This is a genomic window from Bradyrhizobium liaoningense, assembly GCF_018130955.1.
Lineage (GTDB): Bacteria > Pseudomonadota > Alphaproteobacteria > Rhizobiales > Xanthobacteraceae > Bradyrhizobium > Bradyrhizobium liaoningense_C.
In genome coordinates this window covers 238,211-263,988 of sequence record NZ_JAFCJM010000002.1, presented here as the reverse complement: position 1 = coordinate 263,988, position 25,778 = coordinate 238,211, and the positions used below count along the sequence as shown (strand labels likewise).

At 65.1% G+C, this 25,778-nt stretch carries 21 protein-coding genes and 2 tRNA genes; 19 read left to right on the top strand and 4 right to left on the bottom strand.

The features are described from left to right. Positions 1 to 26: 26 nt before the first annotated feature. From JQ632_RS02905 to JQ632_RS02895, 3 genes are all read right to left on the bottom strand, one after another. A complete protein-coding gene (locus JQ632_RS02905; RefSeq protein ID WP_212400758.1) occupies positions 27 to 1,256 on the bottom strand; it encodes a cyclopropane-fatty-acyl-phospholipid synthase family protein in 1,230 nt (409 codons plus the stop codon). Positions 1,257 to 1,350: 94 nt separating this feature from the next. Next, entirely contained in the window at positions 1,351 to 2,190 is an 840-nt protein-coding gene (locus JQ632_RS02900; protein WP_212400757.1) for a DUF1365 domain-containing protein, read from the bottom strand. Between the two features lie 5 nt (positions 2,191 to 2,195). Next, positions 2,196 to 3,509 (bottom strand): NAD(P)/FAD-dependent oxidoreductase, encoded by a 1,314-nt coding sequence (locus tag JQ632_RS02895; protein WP_212400756.1) that lies wholly within the window; start codon positions 3,507 to 3,509, stop codon positions 2,196 to 2,198. 427 nt (positions 3,510 to 3,936) lie between these two features. On the opposite strand from JQ632_RS02895, the gene JQ632_RS02890 reads away from it, so the two are divergent. From JQ632_RS02890 to JQ632_RS02850, 9 genes are all read left to right on the top strand, one after another. Beyond that, positions 3,937 to 5,388 (top strand): efflux transporter outer membrane subunit, encoded by a 1,452-nt coding sequence (locus JQ632_RS02890; RefSeq protein ID WP_212400796.1) that lies wholly within the window; start codon positions 3,937 to 3,939, stop codon positions 5,386 to 5,388. After that, positions 5,378 to 6,826 carry an efflux RND transporter periplasmic adaptor subunit gene (locus JQ632_RS02885; RefSeq protein ID WP_212400755.1) on the top strand — a complete coding sequence of 483 codons (1,449 nt, stop codon included), beginning with the start codon at positions 5,378 to 5,380 and terminating at the stop codon, positions 6,824 to 6,826. Before JQ632_RS02890 ends, JQ632_RS02885 begins: the two co-directional genes overlap by 11 nt. A gap of 30 nt (positions 6,827 to 6,856) precedes the next feature. Then, the gene (locus tag JQ632_RS02880) at positions 6,857 to 9,982 is read left to right on the top strand and encodes an efflux RND transporter permease subunit (protein ID WP_212400754.1); all 3,126 of its coding nucleotides are present in this window, start codon (positions 6,857 to 6,859) and stop codon (positions 9,980 to 9,982) included. A 3-nt stretch (positions 9,983 to 9,985) separates the two neighbouring features. Further along, a complete protein-coding gene (locus JQ632_RS02875) occupies positions 9,986 to 13,090 on the top strand; it encodes an efflux RND transporter permease subunit (protein ID WP_212400753.1) in 3,105 nt (1,034 codons plus the stop codon). A gap of 42 nt (positions 13,091 to 13,132) precedes the next feature. Next, positions 13,133 to 13,876: a tRNA-uridine aminocarboxypropyltransferase gene (locus JQ632_RS02870; protein ID WP_212400752.1), complete on the top strand. Its 744-nt coding sequence runs from the start codon at positions 13,133 to 13,135 to the stop codon at positions 13,874 to 13,876. Positions 13,877 to 13,988: 112 nt separating this feature from the next. Next, positions 13,989 to 14,798, top strand: coding sequence for an ABC transporter permease (locus JQ632_RS02865; RefSeq protein WP_249151265.1), 810 nt, complete (start codon positions 13,989 to 13,991; stop codon positions 14,796 to 14,798). Positions 14,799 to 14,808: 10 nt separating this feature from the next. Next, positions 14,809 to 15,582, top strand: a complete 774-nt coding sequence (locus JQ632_RS02860) for an ABC transporter ATP-binding protein (protein ID WP_212400751.1) — start codon at positions 14,809 to 14,811, stop codon at positions 15,580 to 15,582. Between the two features lie 418 nt (positions 15,583 to 16,000). Beyond that, positions 16,001 to 16,074, top strand: a tRNA-Cys gene (locus tag JQ632_RS02855). 207 nt (positions 16,075 to 16,281) lie between these two features. Next, positions 16,282 to 16,491 carry a hypothetical protein gene (locus JQ632_RS02850; RefSeq protein ID WP_212400799.1) on the top strand — a complete coding sequence of 70 codons (210 nt, stop codon included), beginning with the start codon at positions 16,282 to 16,284 and terminating at the stop codon, positions 16,489 to 16,491. 52 nt (positions 16,492 to 16,543) lie between these two features. Here the strand turns inward: JQ632_RS02850 and JQ632_RS02845 are convergent, their stop codons facing one another. Further along, the gene (locus tag JQ632_RS02845) at positions 16,544 to 16,723 is read right to left on the bottom strand and encodes a hypothetical protein (protein WP_212400750.1); all 180 of its coding nucleotides are present in this window, start codon (positions 16,721 to 16,723) and stop codon (positions 16,544 to 16,546) included. A 253-nt stretch (positions 16,724 to 16,976) separates the two neighbouring features. Between JQ632_RS02845 and JQ632_RS02840 the strand changes: the two genes are divergently transcribed. From JQ632_RS02840 to JQ632_RS02795, 10 genes are all read left to right on the top strand, one after another. Continuing rightward, on the top strand, positions 16,977 to 17,243 hold the full coding sequence (locus tag JQ632_RS02840; protein WP_212400749.1) for a hypothetical protein: 267 nt from the start codon (positions 16,977 to 16,979) through the stop codon (positions 17,241 to 17,243). Positions 17,244 to 17,547: 304 nt separating this feature from the next. Further along, the gene (locus JQ632_RS02835) at positions 17,548 to 18,711 is read left to right on the top strand and encodes a PspA/IM30 family protein (RefSeq protein ID WP_212400748.1); all 1,164 of its coding nucleotides are present in this window, start codon (positions 17,548 to 17,550) and stop codon (positions 18,709 to 18,711) included. A gap of 10 nt (positions 18,712 to 18,721) precedes the next feature. Next, complete coding sequence (locus JQ632_RS02830; protein WP_212400747.1) at positions 18,722 to 19,381, top strand: OB-fold-containig protein; 660 nt, start codon at positions 18,722 to 18,724, stop codon at positions 19,379 to 19,381. A gap of 17 nt (positions 19,382 to 19,398) precedes the next feature. Continuing rightward, entirely contained in the window at positions 19,399 to 21,096 is a 1,698-nt protein-coding gene (locus JQ632_RS02825; RefSeq protein ID WP_212400746.1) for a flotillin family protein, read from the top strand. Positions 21,097 to 21,225: 129 nt separating this feature from the next. Then, the gene (locus tag JQ632_RS02820) at positions 21,226 to 21,594 is read left to right on the top strand and encodes a hypothetical protein (RefSeq protein WP_212400745.1); all 369 of its coding nucleotides are present in this window, start codon (positions 21,226 to 21,228) and stop codon (positions 21,592 to 21,594) included. Between the two features lie 234 nt (positions 21,595 to 21,828). Continuing rightward, positions 21,829 to 21,903, top strand: a tRNA-Asn gene (locus tag JQ632_RS02815). 164 nt (positions 21,904 to 22,067) lie between these two features. Further along, a complete protein-coding gene (locus tag JQ632_RS02810) occupies positions 22,068 to 22,247 on the top strand; it encodes a hypothetical protein (RefSeq protein WP_212400744.1) in 180 nt (59 codons plus the stop codon). A 116-nt stretch (positions 22,248 to 22,363) separates the two neighbouring features. Further along, positions 22,364 to 23,029, top strand: coding sequence for a protein-L-isoaspartate O-methyltransferase (locus tag JQ632_RS02805; protein ID WP_212400743.1), 666 nt, complete (start codon positions 22,364 to 22,366; stop codon positions 23,027 to 23,029). A gap of 202 nt (positions 23,030 to 23,231) precedes the next feature. Beyond that, complete coding sequence (locus JQ632_RS02800; RefSeq protein ID WP_212400742.1) at positions 23,232 to 24,617, top strand: TolC family outer membrane protein; 1,386 nt, start codon at positions 23,232 to 23,234, stop codon at positions 24,615 to 24,617. A 340-nt stretch (positions 24,618 to 24,957) separates the two neighbouring features. After that, the gene (locus JQ632_RS02795) at positions 24,958 to 25,737 is read left to right on the top strand and encodes a PopZ family protein (RefSeq protein WP_212400741.1); all 780 of its coding nucleotides are present in this window, start codon (positions 24,958 to 24,960) and stop codon (positions 25,735 to 25,737) included. The last annotated feature ends 41 nt before the right edge of the window (positions 25,738 to 25,778 follow it).

Here is a 25,778-nt window from a genome sequence, read left to right as displayed (position 1 = left end):
TGAAAGCACCGCACAAGCGGCCCCGGTCATCGCTGCTTTGCGAAGACGACCTGCCTGACGTCGATATTCCCGGAGAGGAAGCCGGCCTCGCAATAGGCGAGGTAGTATTCCCAGAGCCTGCGGAAGCGATCGTCGAAGCCGAGCGGCACGAGGTTCGGCCAGGCCGAGCGGAAGTTGTTTCGCCAGGTCGCGAGCGTCTTGGCATAATCTTGCCCGAAGATGCGCTCCCGGATGACAGGGACACCAAAGGCGTCGCCCAGCGACTTCAGCACCGCGGGCGAGGGCAGCATGCCGCCTGGAAACACGTAGCGCTGGATGAAGTCGACTTCGCGCCGGTAGCTCTGGAAAAGCGTGTCCTGGATGGTGATGGCCTGGATGCCGGCAAGCCCGCCCGGGAGCAGCCGGTCACGCAATTGTGCGAAATATTTTGGCCAGAACTGCTCGCCCACGGCCTCGATCATCTCGATCGAGGCGATGCGATCGTACTGGTCGCGCTCGTCGCGGTAATCCTGGAGGCGGATCTCGACCTTCTCCGAAAGCCCGGCGTCGTGGATGCGCTTCTGCGCGAAGTCGCGCTGCTCGGAGGAGATCGTGAGCCCGACGACACGCGCGCCGTAAGTCCTCGCGGCATATTCGGCAAAACCGCCCCAGCCGCAGCCGATCTCGAGCAGTCTTTGTCCAGGCTGCAGATCGATCGCCTCCGCGAGGCGGCGATATTTGTTGGTTTGCGCCGCCGTGAGATCGGTCGTGTGCTCCTCGAACAAGGCCGACGAGTAGGTCATGCTCGGGTCGAGCCAGGCTGAATAGAAGGCGTTGCCGATATCGTAATGGGCCTCGATGTTGCGGCGTGCCTGGCGCTTGGTGTTGCGGTTGAACCAGTGGCGGAGAAGCTGCACGAAACGCATCAAGGGCTTGTCGTTCAGCATGGTCTGGAAGACGTCGTGGTTGACGCAAAAGAGGTAGAGGAATTGCGTGAGGTCTGGCGTATCCCAGTCGCCGTTGAGATACGCTTCGGCGATACCGATGTCGCCGCCGCTCAGCAGCCGTGACGCGAAGGCGTAATCATGCACCCGCATCACACCTTTCGGTCCCGGCTCAACGCCGCCCATGCGGATCACGCGGCCGTCGGGCAAAAGCACGTCGAGCGTGCCGCGCTTCAATCGGGAGCCGAAGGCCAGCGCCAGGCGAACCAGGCGCGGCAGGTCGGCAAGAACAGTCTCCACGTTGTCTGGCGTGACCGAGATGGCGTTCGGCATCGGCGGATCCATCACCTGATCAGGTTCCGTCCGACCGCAAGCCAGTTGCGCTCTTACCCACTGTCGCTGGACCCGAGCGCGCCCACGCAGGCGGTCAGCGGCGAACATTATAAGCGCGCGTCTCGTTACCCGCCAAGGCGGTTTCATGGGCATGCTTTGCGGTATCGGCGCGTGGGACCAGCCGCGCGCCCTTCAGCCAGAGCCGCAATGCTTCCCAGTGGATCGCCGCGATGATCTTGAAAGTCACGAGCGGCAGCGCGAGGAACGATCGCAGCAACGTCCGGGAGGTGAGTGCGTTGCGATAGCCACTGAAAGTTGCCGCCAGCAGCGGCCCCTCGCGGTCGGTCTCGAGGATGCGCAGACGGACGGTCTCCGACGGCGGCAGAACGCGGAAATGATAGCGCATGGCCATCGCGACGAAGGGCGAGACGTAGAACAGCTTGTCCTGGCTTTGCCGCAGGCCCGCCGCGCTCCGTTCGCCGGGCTTTACCGGCAGGACGTAGGAGTGGATGCCGCCAAAGGTGTTGCGGACCTCGTAGATGACGAGCGCGAGCTCGCCCGAGGCGCGATAACAGAAATAGACCGAGAGCGGATTGAAGGTGTAGCCGAACAGGCGGGGATAACAGAGCAGCTCGACGCGCCCGCCACTGAGGTCGATATCGTGCCTGGCGGCGCAGCGCATGGCATAGGCCCTCAAGGACGAGCCGTCGCGCTCGCCATGATCCGCCTCATGGAAGCTGTAGAGCGCGGCGCGGTTGACGCCGAACAGGCGCGATTGCCGGTCCGCCTCGTCGAGCCGGTCGAGATCGATCAGCAGGCTCATGACGCGATAGCTGAAGCGATGGCCCATTGGCTTCAGCCGCGCGTGCATGACGTCGCCGAAGTAGAGGGCGGCGGCATCGCGGTGCGCGGGCAGGGCGGTCGTCGTTGCCATCTGCGTTACTCCGCGGCTTCCGCCAGTTCGGCCGGCACCTCGCGCCATGGGGCGACCGCGCCGAGCGCCTCGGCAACCGCCAGGCCCGAACGCAGGCCATCCTCGTGAAAACCGTAGCCGGTCCATGCGCCGCAGAACCAAGTGTGCCGCCGGCCCTGGATCTCCGAAAGCCGCTTCTGCGCTGCAAACGCGGCCGCATTGTACTGCGGATGCTCGCACATGAACGTGCCGAAGGTGAGCTCGGGGGCCGGCGCAAAGGGCGGATTGAGGCTGACGAACAGCGGCCTGTCGTGGTCGATGCCCTGCAGCCGGTTCATCCAATAGGTGACGGCGACGTCGTTCTCGACCGTGCCCTCGCGCTGCCAGCGCAAAAAATTCCAGGATGCCCAGGCGCACGGGCGTCTTGGCATCAGCCTGACGTCGCGATGCAGATAGACCGTGTTCGGCGCATAGCCGATCGCGCCGAGAACGTCGCGCTCATGATGATCCGCATCCGACAGCATTGCCAGCGCCTGATCGCTGTGCGCGGCGATGACCACGTGATCGAAGCAGTCGTGGTGGCCGTGACTGTCGTGGACGACGATGCCATGCGCCGTGCGCTCGATCGACGTGACCGAACAGCCGAGCCGGAGGCGGTCCTTGAACGAGGCCGTGAGCTTCTCGACGTAGCGCCGGCTGCCGCCTTTGACCGTGCGCCAGACCGGCCGGTCGTGATGCAGCAGGCGATGATTGTGGAAGAAGGCGACAAAGTTCTCGGCCGGGAAATTCAGCATGTCGGCAGCAGGCGCCGACCAGATCGAGGCCCCCATCGGCGCGAGATAGTCGGTCAGCAGGCGCCTCGAGAACCGCCGCTGTGCAAAATAGTCGCCGAGCGTCAGGCCGGCGAGGCGGCCTGCTTCATGGTCGCTCACGCTTTGGCGGTTGAACGTCAGGATGTCCTGGAGCATCCCGAGATAGGATGGCGAGAGCAGGTTGCTGCGTTGGGCGAACAGGCCGGCTGTGGTCTCCCACCAGCCGCTGCCGCCGCCGCGCCATTCGAAACGTCCGCCGTCGGCTGATACGGCAAAGCTCATGCAGCTCTCCACCGTCTCGACGCCGAGATGGGCGAACATCGCCGTGAGCTCGGGATAGTTGAGCTCGTTGTAGACGATGAAGCCGGTGTCGACCGCGATCGGCGTGCCGTCGTAATCGATGGTGACGGTGTGGCTGTGCCCGCCGGCGCGCAGCTCGCGGTCATAGACCGTCACCGGGTAGCGTCGTGAGAGCGTCCAGGCCGCCGCGTTGCCGGCGATGCCCGTCCCGATGACCGCGATACGCATTTCAGAAGCCCCTGCCTTGATGTCAGGCAAGCTACGGTGCGCTGCGGCGCGGGTTTCAGAGGCCGGGGCCGGACGAAGAGCTCACAAGCTCCGGTGTGGCGCCGGGATCACATGAAATGTTCGTAAGCTTGCCGATGCTCGCCGACAGCAACGGAAGGCAAGAAAGGCCTGTCACATGGGCCTAACTTGCATTTTGGCGATCCGGGACGGCGGCAGCTTCGCGGTGGACGGCGAGGGCGGCGGGACTGTCCGCCCCTGACGCGCCCAGCTAGTATGGCGACAGGTTCCAGGAAGGCATCACCGCTGTGAACGACGCGCAGAAAGCCCGTATATCGCTCAGCCGCGAATCGGTTCATCCGAGCGCGCGGTGGCGGCTTGGGCTGCCCGGCAGGGGGCGGACGTGAAACACAGATTCCCGGCGGTCGCCATGCGGCGGCTCTGCGGTTCGGCTCCCCGGTCGGGGCGCGCTGCCGGGTGGCTCGGCGCGCTCTATCTGGCGTTGAGCTCAGCCGGGTGCGTGTTGACCCAGGACCTGCCGGATCCGGCGCTCGACGTCCCCACCCAGTACAAATATGCCGGCAAGCCCGATGCGCCGCCGGCACTCGACTGGTGGCGCGGCTTCCGCTCACCCGAGCTGACCCAGCTCATGGAGGAGGCGCAAACCGTCAACCTGGACATCGCAGCCGCAGTGGCCCGCATGCGCGAAGCCGACGCCCAGGCACGGCAGGCGGGTGCGGCGCTGTTGCCGAGCCTGTCGGGCGGGGGAAATGAGACCTATTCCCGCACGTCGGGCTCCAGCGCCTCCGGCCTCACCAATGGCGGCCGGGAGGTCGTCAACTATTCGGCGTCCCTGAGCGCGAGCTACCAGCTCGATTTCTGGGGCCAGAACCGCGACGCGCTCCAGGCCGCGGAGGAGACCGCGACCGCCAACCGGTTCGATCGCGACGTCGTCGCGCTGACGGCGCTGTCGAGCGTCGCCAACGCCTATTTCCAGGTGCTGGCCTCACAGGACCGGCTGCGCACCGCCCAGCGCAACATCGCCAGCGCCCAGCGCATCCTCGATGCGATCAAGCAACGGCGCCAGGCCGGCACCGGGACCGATCTCGACGTCGCCCAGCAGGAGAGCGTGCTGGCGAACCAGAAGGCGCTGGTGCCGCCGCTGCGGCAGACGCTCGACCAGAACGTCAACGCGCTCGCCGTGCTGGTGTCGCGCCCGCCCGAGAGCGTGCGGGTTCGCGGCGGGACGCTGAACACGATCGCGATCCCACGGGTCACGCCGGGCCTGCCGTCGGAATTGCTGACGCAGCGGCCTGACATCCGCCGGCAGGAAGCGCAGCTTGCGTCGGCCACCGCCAATATCGGCAACGCCCGCGCCCAGTTCTTTCCCAGCATCCAGTTGACCGGCAATGGCGGCTACCAGAGTTCGGCGCTGGTCTCGCTGTTCCAGCCGCACGCGGCCTTCTTCCAGCTTGTCGGCAGCGCCACGCAGCCGATCTTCGACGGCGGCAAGATCCTCGGCAATTTCGAGTTTACCAAGGCCCGCCAGGACGAGCTGCTCCAGATCTATCGCAAGACGATCGTGCAGGCCTTTGCCGACGTGGACAATGCGCTCTATTCGATCAAGCAGACCACGATCAAGCTCCAGCTCCAGCGCCAGGTGGTCGCGGCGTCACAGCGCGCCTTCGACCTTGCCGAGCAGCAGTTGCGCGCCGGCACTGCCGACATCGTGACCGTGCTCAACACACAACAGACACTGTTTCAGGCGGAGGATGCCCTTTGGCAGGCGCAGCTCGCGCGGCTGCTCGCGATCGTCAGCCTGTACCAGGCCTTGGGCGGAGGCTGGGAGCCGAGGATGGAGAAACCGGTCAATGCTCTTTAAGCCCGACAGCAAGGAAGGCGCGAAGGACGTGGGCACGCGCAAGCCCTCGCGCGGCCGCCGGCGCTTTTGGTCGACGCTGGTCACGCTCCTGATCCTCGGCGGGCTCGGCTATGCCGGCTGGTACGCGTACCAGCGCAAGCCGACCAACGATCGCAACATGCCGCGCGATCTGCCCGTGCCGGTGCTGGCGGCGATGCCCCGTATCCAGGACGTCCCGGTCTATCTCGACGGCGTCGGCTCCATTCGCGCCCTCAACACCGTGACCGTGCGCTCGCAGGTCGACGGCAAGCTGATCGCAGTGAACTTCACCGAAGGCCAGGACGTCAAGAAGGGCGACGTGCTCGGCGAGATCGATCCGGCGATCTACCAGGCGCAGTACGATCAGGCGGTTGCCAAGAAGGCGCAGGACCAGGCCCAGCTCGCCAACCAGAAGCTCGATCTCGCCCGCTATGAGCAGCTTGCGGCCTCCAATGCTGGCTCAAAGCAGCAGGCCGACACCCAGCGCGCGCTGGTTGCGCAGACCGAGGCGCTGATCAAGGCCGACCAAGCCGCGATCGACAACGCGGCGGCGACGCTCGGCTACACCAAGATCGTGGCGCCGCTGTCGGGCCGCGCCGGCCTGCGCCAGGTCGACCAGGGCAACATCATCCACGCCTCCGACACCACGGGCCTCGTGGTCATCACCCAATTGCAGCCGATCGCGGTGTGGTTCAGCCTGCCGCAGCAGCAGATCATGCGCGTCAACGCCGCGGCATCCAAGGGCACGTTGCCGGTCGACGTGTTCGGCAATGACGGCGTCACCGTGATCGACACCGGCAAGCTGACGGGCATCGACAACCAGGTCGATCCGACCACGGGCACGCTGAAGCTGAAGGCGGAATTCCCCAACGCCAACTACCAGCTCTGGCCGGGCCAGTTCGTCAATGTCCGGCTCAAGGTCGAGACCTTGTCAAAGGCGCTGGTGGTGCCGACGTCGGCGGTGCAGCGCGGTCCGGTCGGCACCTTCAGTTACGTGATCGGCGAGGGCGACGTCGTCTCGGCCAAGCCCGTCACCGTCACGCAGCAGAACGAGCACGACGCCGTCATCGCCAGCGGCCTGTCGCCGACCGATCGCGTCGTGACAACAGGCTTTGCCAACCTCGCCGACGGCTCGAAGGTGATCGTGGGCCGGTCCGAGCAGACCCCATCGGCCGATCTCGCCCCGCGCAAGCGCACCCGCGCGCCGGACGCCAAGGGCGGTCAGACCAAAGATGGTCAGAAGGATGGGCAAAAGGACGGGCAAAAGGACGGTGAGGCCAAGGACGGCCAAGGCAAAGATAACCAAGCCAAGGACGGCGAACGCCGCGCCAAGCGAATGAACGGCGAGGGCGACCAGAAGGGCCAGACCGGACCTGCGCAGGGGGCTCAACCATCGGGCAGTGGAGCAAAGCAGCCATGATCCCGATAGCGCCTTCCTGACGGCCGCCTCATGAGCGTCTCTGAACCATTCATCCGCCGTCCGATCGCGACCTCGCTGCTGGGCATCGCGCTGCTGATCGGCGGCGCGCTCGGCTATTTTGCGCTGCCCGTCTCGGCGCTGCCGCAGGTCGACTTCCCGACCGTGCAGGTGACGACGCAATTGCCGGGTGCGAGCCCCGACGTGATTGCCTCGCTGATCACGGCGCCGCTGGAGCGGCAACTCGGGCAGATCCCGTCGCTGACCTCGATGAATTCGACGAGCTCGTTCGGCGTCAGCCAGATTTCGCTCCAGTTCGATCTCAACCGCGACATCGACGGCGCAACGCAGGACGTACAGGCTGCGATCAACGCGGCCGCGGGCGTCCTGCCGCGGACGCTGCCGTACCCGCCAACCTATGCCAAGGTGAATCCGGCCGATGCGCCGGTGCTGACCTTGGCGCTGCGATCGGAGACGATCTCGCTGCGGGCGATGAGCGACATCGCCGACACGATCCTCGCGCAACGGCTGAGCCAGATTTCCGGCGTCGGCCGCGTCACCGTGTTGGGCGGGCTGAAACCGGCCGTGCGGATTCAGGCCGATCTTGCGCGGCTTGCGGCCTATGGCATCGCGATGGAGGACCTGCGCAGCGCGATCGCCAGCGCCAATGTATCAGGCCCGAAGGGATCGCTCGACGGTGCGCAGCAATCCTATTTGATCGCCGCCAACGACCAGATCGCCGGCGCGGACGCCTATCGCCCGATCATCGTCGCCTATCGCAATGGCTCGCCGGTCACGATCAGCGACGTCGCGCAGATCGTCGATGGCCTCGAGAACGATCGCACCGGCGGCTGGTACCAGGGCACGCCGGCGGTGATCATCGACATCCAGCGCCAGCCCGGCGCCAATGTGATCGACGTCGTCAAGCTGATCCGCGAGGAGATCCCGAAGGTCCAGCGCGCCATACCGGCCGGCGTCAACCTGACCGTGGTTTCCGACCGCACCGTCACGATCCGCGCCTCCGTCCATGACGTGCAGTTCACGCTGATATTGAGCGTCGTGCTGGTGACGCTGGTGGTGCTCCTGTTCCTGCGCTCGCTGCGCGCCACGCTGATCGCGGGTGTCGCGCTGCCGCTGTCGCTGATCACGAGCTTCGGCATCATGTATTTCGCCGGCTTCAGCCTCGACAATCTGTCGCTGATGGCACTGACGATCGGCACCGGCTTCGTCGTCGATGACGCCATCGTGATGATCGAGAACATCGTTCGTCACATGGAGAATGGCGAGAATGCGATGCAGGCCTCGCTGCGCGGCGCCAGCGAAATCGGCTTCACCGTGATTTCGCTGACGGTGTCGCTGATCGCCGTCTTCATACCGCTGCTGTTCATGTCCGGCCTGGTCGGCCGCATGTTCCGCGAGTTCGCCCTGACGCTGACGATCGCGGTCGTGACCTCGGCGGTGGTCTCATTGACGCTGACGCCGATGATGTGCTCGCGGCTACTGAAGCATGCGCATGAGGAGCTGACGGTACCGGGGCTTGCCGCGGTCAGCCGCTTCATCGACTGGACCGTCGGTTTCTATCATCGCTCGCTGTTGTGGGTCCTCGATCGACAGCGCGCGACCCTCGTCGTGACCTTCGTCACCTTGATCGCGACGCTGGTCCTCTACGTTATCGCGCCCAAGGGCTTTCTGCCGCTTCAGGACACCGCCTCCATCACGGCTGTGACTGAAGCGGGACCCGACGTGTCCTTTGCCGAGATGCAGAAGCGGCAGACGCTGGTCGCCGACGCCATCAAGACCGACCCGGACGTGGTCGGCGTCGTCTCGGTGATCGGCGCCGGCTCGGTTAACCCGACCACCAATGTCGGTCGGCTCGTGATGACGCTGAAGCCGCGCGGCCAGCGCAAGGACGACGTCAGCGTCGTGGTTGACAGGCTGAAGCAGCGCGTCACCGGTATTCCCGGCATGACCGTGTACTTCCAGCCGGTGCAGGACGTGCAGATATCGACCCAATCGAGCCGCTCGCAATATCAGTACACGCTGACCGGCACCGATGCGGCGCTGGTCTCCGAATGGGCGCGCAAGCTCGTCGCCGAGATGCGGCGCGATCCGCTGTTCCGAGACGCCTCCTCGGAGGCCCAGGACGGCGGCCTGCGGGCCCAGCTCGACGTCGACCGCACTCGCGCCGGCCAGCTCGGCGTCAGCCTGCAAGGCATCACCGACACGCTCAACGACGCCTTCGCGCAACGCCAGATATCGACCATCTACGGTCAGGCCAACCAGTACCGCGTGGTGTTGGAAGCCTTGCCGATGTACCAGCGCGACCCGTCGATCCTGTCAAAGCTCTATCTGCCGGGCGCGGGCGGGGCGCAGGTGCCGCTGGCGACGGTCGCACAGCTAACGCGCACCACGGCGCCGCTGGCGGTCTCGCACCAGGCACAGTTTCCGGCGGTCTCGCTCAGCTTCAATCTTGCGCCGGGCGCGGCACTCGGTGACGCCGTCGCTGCGCTGAAGAGGATCGAGACAAACATCGGCATGCCCGGCAGCATCGTCGGCGTTTACGCCGGCGACGCCGCAGAATTCGCAAAATCGCTGGCGGGGCAGCCCTGGCTGCTGCTCGCCGCCGTGATCACGATCTACATCGTGCTCGGTGTGCTCTACGAGAGCTACATCCACCCGATCACCATCCTCTCGACGCTGCCCTCGGCCGGCGTCGGCGCCATTTTGGCGCTGGTGCTGTTTGGACAGGACCTGTCGGTGATCGGCCTGATCGGCATCATTCTGTTGATGGGCATCGTCAAGAAGAACGCGATCATGATGATCGACTTCGCGCTCGAGGCCGAGCGTGGGCAGGGGCTGCCGGCGACCGAGGCCATCGTGCAGGCCTGTCTGTTGCGTTTCCGCCCCATTATGATGACGACGCTCGCCGCACTGTTCGGCGCGCTGCCGCTGGCGATCGAAAGCGGTACCGGCGCGGAGCTACGCTTTCCGCTCGGCATCTCCATCATCGGCGGCCTGCTCCTCAGCCAGTTGCTCACGCTCTACACGACACCCGTGATCTACCTGGCACTCGATCGCATCAACCGGCGCCTGGAGACAGCGCTGCCGCCGCCGGAACCGGACACCCCGCCGACGGCCGGGGCGACCGAGGGGATGTGAGCGATGGCCTCGATCTCCGAACCCTTCATCCGCAGGCCGGTTGCCACCACGCTGCTGTCGATCGGCCTCTTCCTGCTGGGTCTCGTGGCCTACCGCTTCCTGCCGGTTGCTTCCGTTCCGAACGTTGACTTTCCCGCGATCTTCGTGTTCGCGACCAGGCCGGGCGCCGATCCGTCGGTCATGGCCGCTACCGTTGCGTCGCCGCTGGAGCGGCGGCTCGGCGAGATCGCCGGCATCAACCAGATCACCTCGACGAGCTCGATCGGGCTGAGCGTGGTTCAGCTCCAGTTCAACATCGGCCGCGATACCGACCGCGCCGCGCGCGACGTGCAGGCCGCGATCAATGCGTCACTGTCGGACCTGCCGAGCGACTTGCCGTCGCTGCCGCGCTTCCGGAAGGCGAATACGGCCGCAGCTCCCGTGTTCGTTCTGGCCCTGACCTCCAAGACGATCAATACGGCGGCGATCTATGACATTGCCGATTCCGTGCTCGCGCAGCGGATTTCTCAGGTGCAGGGCGTGGGCAACGTGACGATCTCCGGCGCTGACCAGCCTGCGGTCCGGATCCAGCTCAATCCGGTCGCGCTGTCCAATGCCGGCATCGCTACCGATGACGTCCGCACCGCCATCATCAACGCCAATCCGCTCGGCCCCGTCGGCATCTTCAACGGCGAGCGGCAAAGCGAAACGCTCGCGCTCAACCGGCAGATGCGCACCGCGCAGGAATTCCGTGACGTCATCATCAAGAGCGCGAACGGCAATTTCGTGCGGCTGTCCGACGTCGCCGAGATCGAGGATTCCGTCAAGAACGTTCGTTCCATAGCGTGGTTCAACAAGCAGCCGGCGGTGATCATTCAGATCACCAAGCAGGGCGATGCCAACGTCATTGAGACCGTCGACCGGGTCAAGGCGCTGATCCCGGAGCTGAAGCAGTGGATTCCGGCGGGGGTGGAGATATCGACCCTGGTTGACCGCACCGGCACGATCCGTGCGAGTGTCCGAGATATGCAATGGACGCTGCTGGCGACCGCCGTCCTCGTCATGGTGGTCGTGTTCGTGTTTCTGCGCCGGGTGACGCCGACGATCGCGGCCGGCATTTCGGTGCCGCTCGCGCTCGCCGGCACCTGCGCCGGCATGTGGGTCGCCGGCTACTCGATCGACAATCTGTCGTTGATGGCGCTTGCGATCTCCGTCGGCTTCGTGGTCGATGACGCCATCGTCATGATCGAGAACATGTACCGCAATCTCGAACATGGCATGCGGCCGCTTCAGGCAGCCCTGGAAGGAGCCCGCCAGATCGGCTTTACCGTGGTCGCGATCAGCCTGTCGCTGATCGCGGCGTTCACGCCGCTCCTTTTCATGAGCGGGATTCAGGGACGCCTGCTGCGCGAGTTTTCGTTGACGCTAACATTTGCGATCGTGGTCTCGACCCTGGTGTCGCTGACGGTAACGCCGATGATCTGCGCCCATTACATCCGGCAGACCACCTCGGGGACCGCGACGCTGTTCGATCGCGTGATCGAAGGCTCGTTGTCGCGCATCGTTGCCTTCTATGTCCGCACCTTGCGCACCGCGCTCGAATTCCCGCTGCTGACATTGCTGGTGTTCTTCGCCACCATCGGTCTCACCGTGACCCTCTACATCAAGGTTCCCAAATCCGATTTTCCGACCGACGATTCCGGCTTCGTGATCGGCGCGACGCGAGCCTCGGCCGACATTTCGTTCCAGGCCATGCTGGGATTGCAGCAGCAGCTCGCCGACATCGTAATGGCGGATCCGGCGGTCGCGGGCATCGGCTCGGTGCTGCCGAGCGGCGGCGGGCCGGGCGGGGCAGCCTCCAATCGCGGCACCATGTTCATCAGCCTGAAGCCGCCGGAGGAGCGCAACTATGTCTCCACCGAGACGGTAATCGATCGGCTCCGCCGCAACCTGTTTCGCGTCGCCGGCATCCGGCTCTTCATGTTCGCCGCGCAGGACGTCCGCGCCGGCGGACGGCAGAGCGATTCCAACTACCAGTACACGCTGTCGAGCACCGATCTGGATCTCCTGCAGAAATGGGCGCCGATCGTCGCCAAGCGCATGGAGACGGTCGAAGGCATCACGGATGTTTCCGCCGATCGCGATCCGGGCGGCCTGCAGCTCACGCTGTCGATCGACCGGCAGGCCGCATCGCGACTCGGCGTGCGCGTGCAGGACATCGACAACGCGCTCAACAACGCATTCTCGCAGCGCCAGATCTCGATCGTCTATACCCAGCGCAACCAGTACATGATCGTGCTCGAGACCGATCCGAAGTTCCAGTCTGACCCGTCCAATCTCGACCGCATCTTTGTCGCGGGGGCAGGTGATATACAGGTGCCGCTGTCGGCCGTGGTGCGCGCCCAGCGCGGGCTTGCGGCACTCGCCGTCTTCCATTCACAGGGATTTCCCTCGACCACCGTCTCGTTCAACGCGCTACCTGATGTGCCGCTTCAGGCCGCGACGCAGAACATCCAGCGCGCGGTCGAGGAGCTGCACATGCCCGAGGGCATCCGCGGCAGCTTTGATGGCAATGCCGGCGATTTCGCCAAGACCAGCGGCCGCCAGCCGCTCTTGATCCTTGGCGCACTGGTCGCGATGTACGTCGTGCTCGGCGTGCTCTACGAGAGTCTCGCCCACCCGTTGACGATCATCTCGACGCTACCTTCGGCCGGGCTGGGCGCGCTGCTCGCGCTCCTCCTCACCAATACGCCGCTCACGGTGATCGCCTTCATCGGCATCATCCTGTTGATCGGCATCGTCAAGAAGAACGGCATCATGATGGTGGACTTCGCGCTGGAGGCCGAGCGCCAGCGCGGCCTGTCCTCGGCGGATGCGATCTTCGAGGCGTGCCGGGCGCGCTTCCGGCCGATCCTGATGACGACCATGGCGGCGCTGTTCGCCGGCATCCCGCTGGTGGTGGCGACGGGGCCGGGCACCGAGCTGCGCCGTCCCCTGGGCATCACCATCATCGGCGGCCTGTTCGTCTCGCAGATCCTGACGCTGTACACCACGCCCGTGATCTATCTGCTGATCGACCGGCTGCGCCGGCGCTCCACTTCGCCGGCGGTCGAGGCCCCGGCGGAGTGATGGCGGGTTGTTGTAACAGCCCGGCCAGCGTATAGCGGCCCCATGTCGAACCCGTCAGACGCCGTGGCCGCCGCGCCGCCAGAGCCGATCCCCGAGTGCCCGCACTGCCAGAAGCCGATGCCGCTGTGCATCTGCGACAGCGTCGAGCCGATCGAGAACCGCATCGCGCTCCTGATCCTGCAGCATCCGCAGGAGCAGGACAGGGCGCTCGGCACCGCGCGGCTGACGGCGAAGCACTTTCCCAACGCCACGGTTCGCGTCGGGCTGTCCTGGCCGAGCCTTGCCAAGGCGCTGGGAAAATCCGTAGACGATCCGTCGCGCTGGGCGGTGCTCTATCTCGGCTCGGCGCGCGCCGCCGATCTGGATGCCGACAGCGAGGTCGTCGCGCTGACCCGCAAGGGCGAGGCGGCCGACAATCAGCGCGCGATCCTGAACCGCATCGACGGCGTGGTGCTGCTCGACGGCACCTGGAGCCAGGCCAAGGCGCTGTGGTGGCGCAATCCCTGGATGCTGAAGTGCCAGCGCGTGATCCTCAATCCCGCACGCCCCTCGCGCTACGGCCGGCTGCGCCGCGAGCCGCGTCGCGACGGGCTCTCCACCATCGAGGCCGCCGCGATGATGCTGGCGGCCCTCGAAAAGCGCCCCGACATCGCCGCCACGCTGCATGCGAGTTTTGAACGGCTGTTGACGCGCTATCGCGAGGTGCAGGCGAGCATGCCGGAGCTCGCGCCAAGGCCTGCGGCCAAGGGCCGCCGGAGGCCGATGCGGCGCCGCAAGCCCTCCTAATCGTTCTAGGGTTTGCACGGCCCCCGGTGCAGGACTTGCCCGCCGGGGAGGGGGCGGTTACAGACCTCGCTCACCTGCCGGCCGTTGGTCTTTGCCGGAATTGGACAGCCAGTTGACGAAGCAAACGCACAGCCCGATCAAGGCCGCGGCCCAAGAGCTCCTCGCGCAGGGCCTGCAGTTCGATCGTTGGGGCACGCTGGCCCTGATGGACATTTCGCTGCGCTACCGCCGCACCGTGATCGGTCCGCTCTGGATCACGCTGACGCTGGCGGCCACGATCGGCAGCGTCGGGACGGTCTATGCGGCACTGTTCAAGCAGGACGTCTCGAGCTTCCTGCCGTCCTTTGCCGTCGGCCTGATCGTCTGGACCCTGATGGCCTCGACGCTGCAGGAGGGCTCCAACGTCTTCGTGCTGTCGGGTCATCTGATCAAGGCGGTGCCTGCGCCGCTGATCGTCCACGTGCTCCAGATGCTGGCGCGCAACGTCATCATCTTCCTGCACCACCTGCTGCTCGTCATCGTGCTCTATCTGGTGATGCCCTGGCCGGTGCACGCGACGATGGTGCTCGCGATCCCGGGCTTCCTCATCCTCCTGGTCGCGCTGTTCGGTAGCGCGACGGCGCTCGGCATGCTCTGTGCGCGCTTTCGCGACATCGGCTCGGCGATAACAAGCGGATTGCAGTTCATCTTCTTCCTCACGCCGATCATCTGGACCGCCGATGCCGTGCGCGGCACCGCGTTCCAATGGCTGGTCGCGGCGAACCCGTTCACGACGCTGCTCGAGCTCGTGCGCAAACCCTTGCTGTCGCAGCCGGTCGATGCCGATCAGTGGCTGCTCGGTCTCGCCTACGCGGCGGGCTCCGCGCTCCTCGCGCTCGGCTGCTATGCGAAATATCGCAGCCGCGTGGCGTACTGGCTTTGAGAACGACGCGATGAGCCTATCCGCCCACATCCTGCTTCAGAACGTCTCGGTCGAGTTTCCGATCCTGTCGTTTCGCGACCGCTCGCTGCGCCGCCGCTTCATGCGCGCGGTGACGCCGTTCATGGCGCGACCGCAGACCCAGACGCAGACCCATGTCGTCAGCGCGCTGAACGACATCACGCTCGACATCCGCGCCGGCGACCGCGTCGCGCTGGTCGGCGCCAACGGTGCCGGCAAGACCACGCTGCTGCGCGTTCTCGCCGGTATCTACCATCCAACGTCGGGCCACGCGGACGTATCAGGCCGCTGCCTGTCGCTGTTCGATCTCGCCGCAGGGTTCGACGAGGAAGCCACCGGTTACGAGAACATCATGCGGCGCGGGCTCGTGGTCGGCGCACGGCGCGCCGAGATCGAAGCGCGCCGTGCGGAGATCGCCGATTTCACCGAGCTCGGCGACAAGCTCGACCTGCCGCTGCGCACCTATTCCAGCGGCATGATGCTGCGCCTGATCTTTGCGGTCGCGACCGCCGTCGAAGGCGAGATCGTGCTGCTCGACGAGTGGATCGGCGTCGGCGACCAGCAGTTCCGCCGCAAGGCGCGCCAACGGCTCGACGACATCGTGGCGCGCGCCGGCATTCTCGTGCTCGCCTCGCACGACATCGATCTGCTCAGGAGCAGCTGCAACCGCGCCGTTCTGTTGCAGCAGGGACGAGTCGCGGCGACGGGAACCGTCGACGAGATCATCGCCAGATATCTAGCCGCAACGGGCGAGGCTCGCGGCTGAGATTCCATTTCCGCAGTTTGCGTGCGCCAACAATCGGTTGCGTTCCTTGTGACGCAATCGAGGCAAGCGCAAACAAAAAAATGCTCGATTTCGCCTTGAATGTTCCCGGAACTGCTGAATTGCAGAATGTGAGCACTACAGTCTGAAGTGGTGCCACCAGGGAAGAACACCCAATGTACGCCGCGCTCGAGATCAATTTCGCGCTGTGGGGGATGATCATCTGTGCAAGCATCAAGCTTGCCGAGATGATCGGATAGCCGCCCGGCACGGCCGCAGCACCATGCGTGCGAGGCTCGCCGCGTCCGCATGCGCGGCCGGGTCACGGCCGCTCGTCGAGTTCCGGCAGAACGTTGCGGAAATCGCGGACGAAGGCGGTTGCCTAAGCCCTTGATCCCCTATATTGATCCGCCCTCATTGGGGCCACGTGGCGGAGTGGTTACGCAACGGTCTGCAAAACCGTGTACACCAGTTCAATTCTGGTCGTGGCCTCCATCACAAGCTTCTGAATTTCCAATCCAATTTGATCTCCGACGCGGCTCGCCAGGGCGCCGCGACCGGCAGCCGATCGGCGCCGGCCGCATTCCCGTGAACACCGGGTGCCGAAAGTCACAGAGGCCTAACGGATTCGGCATCACGATTTGCGGGACTGCACCGGGTTCGTCCGGGCTTGTTGGACGGCCGGGAGTCAGATGGCTTGGCATGGAGTTCGCATCGCTTTGCCGACGTAATTCCCGTCAACAGCATGCTGGAGAGCATGTGGGCGATATCGTCCGATTTGTTCCGAAATCCGAGCTGGAGCGCGCCCGTCTCATTCGCGAAGCCCGCGCGATCTATGACAGCATTTTCCCGCCCGCAGATCCCGTGAGGGAGCCGCAGAAGCGGGACGAATCGCAGGGCGTCGAAGCTTGATGTCAGGGCCGGCTGTCTGATCCGGACCGGCGGCGTGTTGCTGGGTGTTGTCTTAGCAGACGGCGTACCAGCCCTCGGGGAACGGCAGCAGCGGCCAGGCACCATCATTGTCGTTGGCGGCCTTGAGCGGCGCATTGAACTTCCAAGAGCGGGGCACGAATTCCTCCTCCGGCACGGGCTCAACGGCGGCCCGCACGGCATCCAGCAACAGATTGAACTCGGCTTCGCTCATCGCATCCTCCCCACTCGGGACGACGCAACTTCGCAAAACCGGCTTTTGGTCCAGTTGAACCGATCGATCGAATTTTACGCATTCGACGATCGGGGCCCGACTGGTTAGCGATTTCATAAGAATCCCCGGGCGGAGGGTAGGCAAACCCGGGCCGGCTCCAGTGTGAAAGAGATCACATTCTCAGCGATTTATTTCTCGCAAGGTCTGTCGCGACACCGGCCCATCCAGGCACGGACCAACAGGAGACGGAGTCATGAAGGCGCGGTTCCTACGGTTTGCAGGCGTCAAGAGCCGGGCGCGTCGGGCCTCGACGGCCGGCCTCTTCCTCACGCTATTCGCCTCGGTCTCGGCCAACGCCCAACAAGGCACGGCCGAACAGCGCCGGGCCTGCAGCCCCGACGTCTATCGCCTCTGCGCCGGCGAGATCCCCAACGTCCGCGCCATCACCGCCTGCCTCAGGCGCAACCGCGCGAACCTCAGCGAGGCCTGCCGCGCCGTGTTTGATCAGGCCGGCGGCTGAACCGGACGGCCTGTGGGTTTGTGCGCAGCAAGTGCTTGGTGACGTCTCGCAAATCCGTCGGGGCGGGGCTGTGGATATGCTGCGGATAAGGTGTGGAACGCCTGGGGAATACGCCTCTTGCACCCCGCGACTTTTGATGAAAATGCAACCCGCACGTGCAAGAAGTCTTGAATGCCTGTCATCTAAAGGTGACCGGCCCCTCTTGAACGTGGCCATGGCAGCCGGCGACTAATCAATAGAGTGCATCGGGATCAGCGGAACGTGATCGACCATCCCCTTCCTAAAGCACCAAAATGGTGCTTTAGTGCTTTCCATGAGCCCGTCGCCCCGAAACGCCCCGTCCGCGCTTCGCTACAGGCTCGCCCCTGATCCGGCCGTCACGGCTGCGATCGAGGCGACCTTCAGGGCCTACGACCGCATGATGGAGATCCTCGATGAGGTGGCCCGCACCCACAATGTGGGCTCCAACGTCGTGCTGCTGCACGCCCATGCCTACGACGCGATCCGAAAAGAGACCGCACTGCCGTCCCGCCTCGTGACGCTGGGCCTGCGCGACCGCGCCGAGTACCGCGCTGCCGGTGGCAAACGTCTGCCGCTCGACGACAAGCTCGCCAAGATCAAGGGGCCGACGACGATATCGATCGCCACCGTGCAGGGGCGCTTCAGCGTGCCCTTCGACTATGCCGGCTACGCCGAAGGCTGGGGGCAGAGCGTGCCCGCCCGCCTGATCCGCACCGACGACGGTTTTGAGATTCACTACGGCGTCACGCCGAACATTCTGCCAGAGGAGGAGAACGCCATGGATACCATCGCTGCCGCTCCCGAGAACTTCCTGTCCCGGGTCGGGCGCCTGATCGCCGGGATCGCCTATGACGCGATCGAGCAGGCGGAAGGCAAGAACAAGCTGAAGGTCGTGAGCCAGGCCATTCGCGAGATCGAGCGCGCGGAAGCCGAGGCGCGCGAGGCGCTGGGCTCAGCACGCGCCGAGGAATATCGGCTCAACGCACGGCGCAGCGAGATCGAGCGCGAGATGGCCGACCTCAACGCCAAGATCCAGGGCGCGGTCGACGACAGCCGTGACGATCTCGCCCGCGCCGGCATCGCCCGGCAGATGGACCTCGAGGCGCAATTCGAGGTGCTGACACGCGCGATCGACGAGAACAACGAGAAGATCGAGAATTGCGTCACCTCGCTGCGCGCGGTGATGTCGGCGCTGCAAGACGCCGAGCAGCGGCGCGCCGATCTGGAGCGAAGCGAGGCGTCGGCCAACGTCCAGTCCACAAATTCGACCCGGAAGCAGGGCGGTCATGCTGCGGCGGCAAAAGCCTTGCGCGCCGGGCGCGCCGTGGCACGGGCGACCGGCGTGCCGGCGGGCATTCCGTTTTCGAGCGATATCGATGAGCTCAGCGCGTTGCATCGCGACAAGGAGATTGCGGCGAGGCTCGCGCGGTTGAAGTCGCGCTCCTGAGTCAATTGTCATGAGCGCTTTGCTCGAACATGTCATGGCGCCGGAGGTCAGGCCGTTCGCGATTGCGGCGGCCATGATCGTCATCGTGGGCTCCGTCGAGGTGGTCGCGATGCTCGTGGGCGCGTCGATAAGCGAAATGCTTGGGATCGCCGTCGATTTCAGCCACCCGAGCGACAGCGGGGTGGTCAACGCCATCTCCTGGATCAATCTCGGCGGCGTGCCGCTGCTGATCTTCATCCTGCTGCTGCTCGGCGCCTTCTCGATCACGGGGTTCCTGATCCAGGATCTCGCGCGGCTGGTGGCCGGCCCTTTGCCGGTGACCGTTGCCTCGCTCGGCGCGCTGGCCGCCTCGGTCCCGCTCGTGCGGATGTCGAGCGGCTTCATCGCCAAAATCATTCCCAAGGACGAGAGCTACGCGGTCGGGCTCGGCGATCTTGTCGGCCGCGTCGGCGAGGTCGTGATCGGCCCGCTCGATCAGGGCCCGCCGGGCCGGGTCAGCGTCGCCGACGTCCACGGCAATCGGCATTTCGTCTGGGCGGTCGCGGCTCCGTCGTCGGCTCCGCTGGCGCAGGGAACCCTTGTCCTGCTGGTCGACCGCATCGGCACGCGTTTCGTCGCGGTCGCTGCCAGCGATGAACTCAAGCCGCCCAAACCTGCACTCAAGGATTGAATCAATCGGAGATCGTCATGTTCGACATCGCAGTTCCGGCCATGATCGGCGTCGCGCTGATCGTCGTCCTCGGCATCGTCTTTACCATTCTCTACAAGCGCGCGACCCGCGACGAGGCCTTCGTCCGCACCGGCCTCGGGGGCAAGAAGGTCGTGCTCGACGGCGGCGCCATGATCCTGCCGATCTTCCACTCCTATGCCAGCGTCAACCTCAAGACGCTGCGGCTCACGGTCGAGCGCAAGGAGCGGGAGTCGCTCATCACCAAGGACCGGCTGCGCGTCGATATCGTCGCCGAGTTCTATGTCCGCGTTCGTCCCGACGATGAGAGCATTGCGCTCGCGAGCCAGACGCTGGGCGCGCTGACCAATGACGCCGAAGCCCTGCGCAACCAGGTCGAAGCCAAATTTGTCGACGGCCTGCGTTCGGTGGCTGCGACCATGTCCATCCTGGAGCTACAGGAAAAGCGCAGCGATTTCGTCAAGCACGTGCAGGCGACCGTGGAGTCCGACGTCAAATCCAACGGTCTCGAGCTCGAATCCGTGTCGCTCACAAAGCTCGACCAGACCGACGTCAAATTCTTCAATCCCGAGAATTTCTTCGATGCCGAAGGTCTGACCCAGTTGAAGACGGTCACCGAGACCCGCCGGCGCGACCGCAACTCGATCGTTCGCGACAACGAGGTCGCCATTGCGCAAAAAGACCTCGAGGCGCGGCAGCAGACGCTGGCCATCGAGCGCACCAAGAAGGAGGCCGAGCTCTCGCAGGAGCGCGACATCGCCAACAAGACCGCGAGTACGCGCGCCGAAGTCGCGACCGCCACGCAAACGGCGCGCCTGACCGAGGAAAATGCGCGCATCGATACCGATCGTGCGGTCGCCGAGAAGGAGGCGGGCGCCAAGCAGGTCAAGGAAACGGCGGTGATCGAATCCGATCTCGCGATCAACAAGCGCAAGACTGACGCGCAGCGCGAGATCCAGATCGCCACCCAGGAGAACGAGATCCAGATCGCGGCCAAGAGCAAGCAGACCTCGGAAGCCGTCGCCGAAGCCAAGACGGCGGAAGCGATCGCCGTGTCGGCCGAGGAAAAGGTCGTCACCGCACGCGCCGTGGAGGTCGCCGACCGCGCCCGTCTCACCCAGGTGCTGGCGGCCCGCACGGAAGCCGAACGCAAGTCGACCGAGGTGATCGTCGCGGCCGAAGCGGAGAAGAAGGCCGCGCTCGACCGCGCCGAGGCCACCAAGACGCTGGCAACGGCCGAAGCCGAGGCCAACAAGATCAAGGCCGTCGGCGTCAAGAACATCGGTGAAGCCGAGGCTGCCGTCATCACCATGAAGAACGAGGCGCAGAACAAGCTCGGCAGCAACGTGATCGATTTCGAGATCGCCAAGAAGCGAATCGAGATGACGCCGTCGGCGCTGGCCGAGATGGTCAAGCCGATCGCGAACCTCAAGGACGTCCGTATCCTCCACACCGGCGGCGCCTTCGGCGGCAACGGCGCGGGCGGCGGCAATGTGGGGTTCGGCGAGGGGCTGGCCGGCGAGCTTCTCAAGGTGCACGCGCTGCGCCCGATGATCGACGAGATCCTGCGTCAAAGCGGTTTTGCGCCGGGCGAGGATCCGGTGAAGGCGCTGGTCGGCGCGGTCACCGGCAAGCCCAACGGCTCGGCCGTTGCGGCGAGCGCGCCGACACCGGCCAAAACAGACGCCGCAGAGTAGGCGTGTGAATGCCGGTTCATTGCGGAATCCGGTCCGCGGCTCGATAGAACTGGCGACGCGCCACTGAAGTGGCGCGCCGCCCGGAGGCGCGGGGTTGATCGCGCCGCCAAGGTTTCATCGAGGCATTCCATGAAACATTTCTTGTCAGCACTTTTCGCCGTCGGTCTCGCGATGTCAGCTGCGCCGTCCTTCGCCGCCGACGCCCGCAACGTCACCGTCGTCAACGAGACCGGCTACGCCATCAAGTTCCTCGGTTTCAATGCGCCGGACGACGGTCTGGACGAATGGGACAACGAGCTCGAGAAGGTCTTGCAGAACACTGCCTCGACCTATGTCGAGTTCGACGACGATGACGATGGCTGCGTCTGGAACATCCGCGTCGACTGGCAGGACTACAACGAGTCCGTGCTCTGGAAGAACGTCAACCTCTGCAAGTTCACCGCGCTGAGGCTGCGCTACGACCACGGCACCAAGACCACCTCGTTCGTCGCTGAGTAACGCGCCAAAGCGCGATGGCGTTAGGTCGAATCGTCATCTTGCTTTGGGGCTTGGTTTGAGCATGATCTTTTCGGAAAACCGCTGCGCACTTTTCCGGATCATGCTCTGGCGGCCCGCGGAGAGGAGGGGCTCCGGCCCCATCCTCCCGATGGTGAGGATATGACGAATTCGTCCTTTGCAAGCGCAAGAGGCTTTGTTATACGCAGCCGCGCGCGAACGAACGGTTCGCCTTTTTCCTCGGTAGCTCAGCGGTAGAGCATCCGACTGTTAATCGGATGGTCGCTGGTTCGAATCCAGCCCGGGGAGCCAGTTTTCTCAATTTCATCAATGAATTGCGGCCGACTCCTGAGTCGGGGAGCGAGCTGCTTCACGCGGACGTGTGCCAGGTCCGCGCAAGCGCCCCGCCGCAGACGCCAAATCGACTCAATTCAAATCGAGGTTCCGCCTGCCGGGTCAATGCGGAGCTGATTCTGATGCTAGACGTCGTTGACGATCGTTCGAAGCTCGTCCCCTCGATCCAGCCTGCCGACATCCCCGACCTTACCGACGACGAATGTCTCGCGCGACTTGCACGCGCCGTGGAGAGGCACGATGCGGCGCGCCTCGACGAAGTGGCGGCGCTGATCGGGCGCTTGGCGGTCGCGATCGAGTAGGCGATTACCGGAACCCTGCGCGTTCCCGCCAATCGCCATGTTGCGTTTTTGCGGGCCATGTTCCAAAGATGCCGCAACATTCTCCCGCGGCAGCGTCCGCATTCCAGGGTCCATAAATGTCCGGTTTTTCGACCGCGCGCCAGAAAATGGTCGATGGCCAGGTGCGCACCAGCGACGTCACCGATCGCAGAATCCTCGATGCGATGCTCATCGTGCCGCGCGAGGCCTTCGTGCCGGCGAGCCGACAGGCGCTGGCCTATCTCGACCTTGACCTCGATGTCGCCGAGAGCGGCTCTGCGAAGCGATACCTGATCAAGCCGGCCCTGACGGCCAAGCTCTTGCAGGCAGCCGAGATCGGTGCCGGCGATCGCGTGCTGGTGGTCGGAACTGCAACCGGCTACGTGGCCGCACTCGCAGCCAAGCTCGCCGCAACGGTCACCGCGACCGAAAGCGATTCGGCGCTGGCGGCGAAAGCCGCTCAGACGTTCGCAGCGCTTGGCCTGGCGAATGCGACCTGCAAGGCCGCCGCTTGCGCTGAGGGCGACCCGGCGGGCGCGCCCTACGACGTGATCGTCCTCAACGGGGCGACCGAAATCACGCCGGAGGCGCTGCTGGGGCAGCTCGCCGATGGCGGGCGGCTGGTTGGCGTGAGCGCCGAATCCCGGCCGCAACGGGCAGTAATCCTGACCCGGTTCCATGGCGAATTCGGCCATCGGACGCTGTTCGATACCGCGGCGCCCGTCCTTCCGGGCCTGACACGGGCCGCTGAATTCGTTTTCTGACGGCTTCAGGCCGTTAAAATCCCGTTCTGAATCAGAAGTGTGGCAGGGATGCTGCACGTGAAGAGTTTCCACCGCCAACAACCGCCGGGTAGTTCCGTCGCGCTTGACGGCGGCCTATGCTGCGCAGGGGCAACGACTCCAGTCGAACATGGTACCCGGCTCGCGGGCACGAGCTGGTATAAGAATGAACGGAAATATTGGGATGCATGGGGTGAAGCTCTTCACCGGAGCTGCGGTTTCGGTCCTGCTCTTGGCGCTGGCGGGGCCGACGCCAGCGTTGGCGGACACCATCGAGGCCGCGCTGGTACGTGCCTATCAGAATAATCCGCAGCTCAACGCGCAGCGCGCGCAGGTGCGCTCCACCGACGAAGGCGTGCCGCAGGCCTTGTCTGGGTATCGGCCCAGGGTCTCGCTCTCGGCCAGCGTCGGCTATCAATATCAAGACACGCAAAGCACATTCAATTCGGCGCCCTTCTCCGGGACCACTATACCTCGCAGCGCGGGCCTGACGGTCAACCAGACCGTGTTCAACGGCAACCAAACCGCCAACAAGACGCGCCAGGCGGAGAGTGCGGTTTCCGGCGCCCGCGAAGGGCTGCGCAGCCTCGATCAGAGTGTGCTCTTCAACGCCGCCTCTACTTACATGGACTATCTGCGCGACTCGGCGACGCTCGAAGTCCAGAAGAGCAACGTTCGCGTGCTCGAGCAGACGCTGAAGCAGACGCGCGATCGCTTCAATGTCGGTGAGGTGACGCGCACCGACGTCGCCCAGTCCGAAGCGCAGCTCGCCGCCGGCAAGACGCAGGCACTGACCGCCGAATCGAATCTCACGACGACGCGCGCAAATTTCCGCCGCATCATCGGCAATGACCCGGTCAATCTCGCACCGGGCTCGCCGGTCGATCGTTTCCTGCCGCCGACGCTTGCCTCCGCCGTCGAGCTCGCGCTGATCGAAAACCCGAACGTCACGGCCGCCATGTACGGCATCGACGTCAACTATCTCCAGGTCAAGGTCAATGAGGGCGCGCTGCTGCCGACGATCTCCGTGCAGGCGGCCGTCACCCAATCCGCCGAACAGTCATTGATTCAGTACCGCTCGTTCGGCGCGTCAGCCGTGGCGCAGGCCTCGATGCCCCTTTACCAGGGCGGTGCCGAATACTCGTTGATCCGGCAGTCGAAGGAAAACCTGGCGCAGCAGCGCCTCAACCTCGAGACGACGCGCGACCAGGCCCGTGCCAACGTCGTGCAGGCATGGGGGCAGTTGCAGGCTGGCAAGGCGCAGGTGCAGTCCGCGCAGGCGCAGGTCACGGCGTCCGAGATCGCGCTCAACGGCGTCCGTGAAGAGGCCAAGGCTGGCCAGCGCACGACGCTCGACGTCCTCAACGCGCAGCAGGCGCTGGTCAATGCCCGCGTCGCGCTTGTGACCGCGCAACACGATCGCGTCGTGGCGTCCTACTCCGTATTGAGCGCCGTCGGCCGCCTGTCGCCGCAGGTGCTCGGTCTGTCGACCGTCACGTACGATGCGAGCGTGCACTACCATCAGGTCCGCGATAGCTGGGCCGGCGTGCGCACGCCCGACGGACGCTGATCTCCCAAACCAACTCGTCAACGCCAGCCGGCCTCGCAGCTACGCGAGGCCGGCTGTTTGCTTGCATTCGTGAAAGGCCCTGACATAGCCTTTCCATGAGGCGATGGGGCGATTCGCGCTGCACGTGATGTTGTGTGCGTCGAACTGCGGGGCCGCGGGCAGGGCGCGCGGCGTGCGATGAGTCGCAAATGCCTCTGCCGGGTCAAGACTTGCGTTCGGACTTGGGGACAAGTCAGGCCGTTGCGATGAAAATGCCGGGCCGCCGGTCCGGAACCGGCCATTCCTGTCGTGCTTGGTGTAAAACAGCGCGTGCGAGGGCGTTGATGATGTGGAGTCGGAGATGACGCAGCCTGCAAAGGTCACAGAACCCTCCATGGAGGAGATTCTGGCCTCGATCCGGCGCATCATTGCCGACGATGAGGCCAAGCCGCCGGCTACCGAAGCCGCGAAGCCGGAGAAGCCTTCCGCCGCCGCTCCGGCGCCAAAGCCTGCGGCCATGAACGACATTCCGCCGTCCAAGATCGCGCCAAAGCCCGCCGCCGAAAAACCCGCGCCACCGCCGGCTGCAAAACCTGCGCCTGCACCCGCGCCGGAACCTGCGGCGAGCAACAGCCAGGACGATATCGATGCGCTGCTGGCCGGGCTCGACGACGCGACGACGGCGCCGGAGGTCCGCGCGCCAGAGCCCGAACCCGAGCCGGCCGAGCCCGATGTCCTCGAGCTGACAGACGAGATGGCTGTCGAGACGCCGGCGCCGCCGCCGCCGAGCTTCCGCAGGGTCGAGCCCAAGGACGACCTCGAGTTCGCCGAAGCGGCTGCCGCAACGCCGCCGCCCCGGCCTGCGCCGCCGCCGCCACCACCATCCTATTCGCAGGTCGATTGGGACGCGCCGCCGCTGCCGCCCCAGCAGCCGATCCTGGCGCAAACGACGGTTTCGGCAGTCGAATCCGCCTTCAACACGCTGGCCCACACCGTCCTCAGCAACAATGCGCGAACGCTGGAGGATCTGGTCAAGGAGATGCTGCGGCCGATGCTGAAATCCTGGCTCGACGACAATCTGCCAGGCCTGGTCGAGCGCATCGTGAAGGCGGAGATCGAGCGGGTTTCGCGCGGCCGCTAGTCCCGCCGGCTCGACAACCCTCACAAGGCCGTGCTCCCGCG

Excerpts from the sequence above, each read along its gene's own strand:
- JQ632_RS02905 (WP_212400758.1), bottom strand. The coding sequence starts at position 1,256 with ATGCCGAACGCCATCTCGGTCACGCCAGACAACGTGGAGACTGTTCTT.
- JQ632_RS02900 (WP_212400757.1), bottom strand. The coding sequence starts at position 2,190 with ATGGCAACGACGACCGCCCTGCCCGCGCACCGCGATGCCGCCGCCCTC.
- JQ632_RS02895 (WP_212400756.1), bottom strand. The coding sequence starts at position 3,509 with ATGCGTATCGCGGTCATCGGGACGGGCATCGCCGGCAACGCGGCGGCC.
- JQ632_RS02890 (WP_212400796.1), top strand. The coding sequence starts at position 3,937 with ATGCGGCGGCTCTGCGGTTCGGCTCCCCGGTCGGGGCGCGCTGCCGGG.
- JQ632_RS02885 (WP_212400755.1), top strand. The coding sequence starts at position 5,378 with ATGCTCTTTAAGCCCGACAGCAAGGAAGGCGCGAAGGACGTGGGCACG.
- JQ632_RS02880 (WP_212400754.1), top strand. The coding sequence starts at position 6,857 with ATGAGCGTCTCTGAACCATTCATCCGCCGTCCGATCGCGACCTCGCTG.
- JQ632_RS02875 (WP_212400753.1), top strand. The coding sequence starts at position 9,986 with ATGGCCTCGATCTCCGAACCCTTCATCCGCAGGCCGGTTGCCACCACG.
- JQ632_RS02870 (WP_212400752.1), top strand. The coding sequence starts at position 13,133 with ATGTCGAACCCGTCAGACGCCGTGGCCGCCGCGCCGCCAGAGCCGATC.
- JQ632_RS02860 (WP_212400751.1), top strand. The coding sequence starts at position 14,809 with ATGAGCCTATCCGCCCACATCCTGCTTCAGAACGTCTCGGTCGAGTTT.
- JQ632_RS02850 (WP_212400799.1), top strand. The coding sequence starts at position 16,282 with ATGGAGTTCGCATCGCTTTGCCGACGTAATTCCCGTCAACAGCATGCT.
- JQ632_RS02845 (WP_212400750.1), bottom strand. The coding sequence starts at position 16,723 with ATGAGCGAAGCCGAGTTCAATCTGTTGCTGGATGCCGTGCGGGCCGCC.
- JQ632_RS02840 (WP_212400749.1), top strand. The coding sequence starts at position 16,977 with ATGAAGGCGCGGTTCCTACGGTTTGCAGGCGTCAAGAGCCGGGCGCGT.
- JQ632_RS02830 (WP_212400747.1), top strand. The coding sequence starts at position 18,722 with ATGAGCGCTTTGCTCGAACATGTCATGGCGCCGGAGGTCAGGCCGTTC.
- JQ632_RS02825 (WP_212400746.1), top strand. The coding sequence starts at position 19,399 with ATGTTCGACATCGCAGTTCCGGCCATGATCGGCGTCGCGCTGATCGTC.
- JQ632_RS02820 (WP_212400745.1), top strand. The coding sequence starts at position 21,226 with ATGAAACATTTCTTGTCAGCACTTTTCGCCGTCGGTCTCGCGATGTCA.
- JQ632_RS02810 (WP_212400744.1), top strand. The coding sequence starts at position 22,068 with ATGCTAGACGTCGTTGACGATCGTTCGAAGCTCGTCCCCTCGATCCAG.
- JQ632_RS02805 (WP_212400743.1), top strand. The coding sequence starts at position 22,364 with ATGTCCGGTTTTTCGACCGCGCGCCAGAAAATGGTCGATGGCCAGGTG.
- JQ632_RS02800 (WP_212400742.1), top strand. The coding sequence starts at position 23,232 with ATGCATGGGGTGAAGCTCTTCACCGGAGCTGCGGTTTCGGTCCTGCTC.
- JQ632_RS02795 (WP_212400741.1), top strand. The coding sequence starts at position 24,958 with ATGACGCAGCCTGCAAAGGTCACAGAACCCTCCATGGAGGAGATTCTG.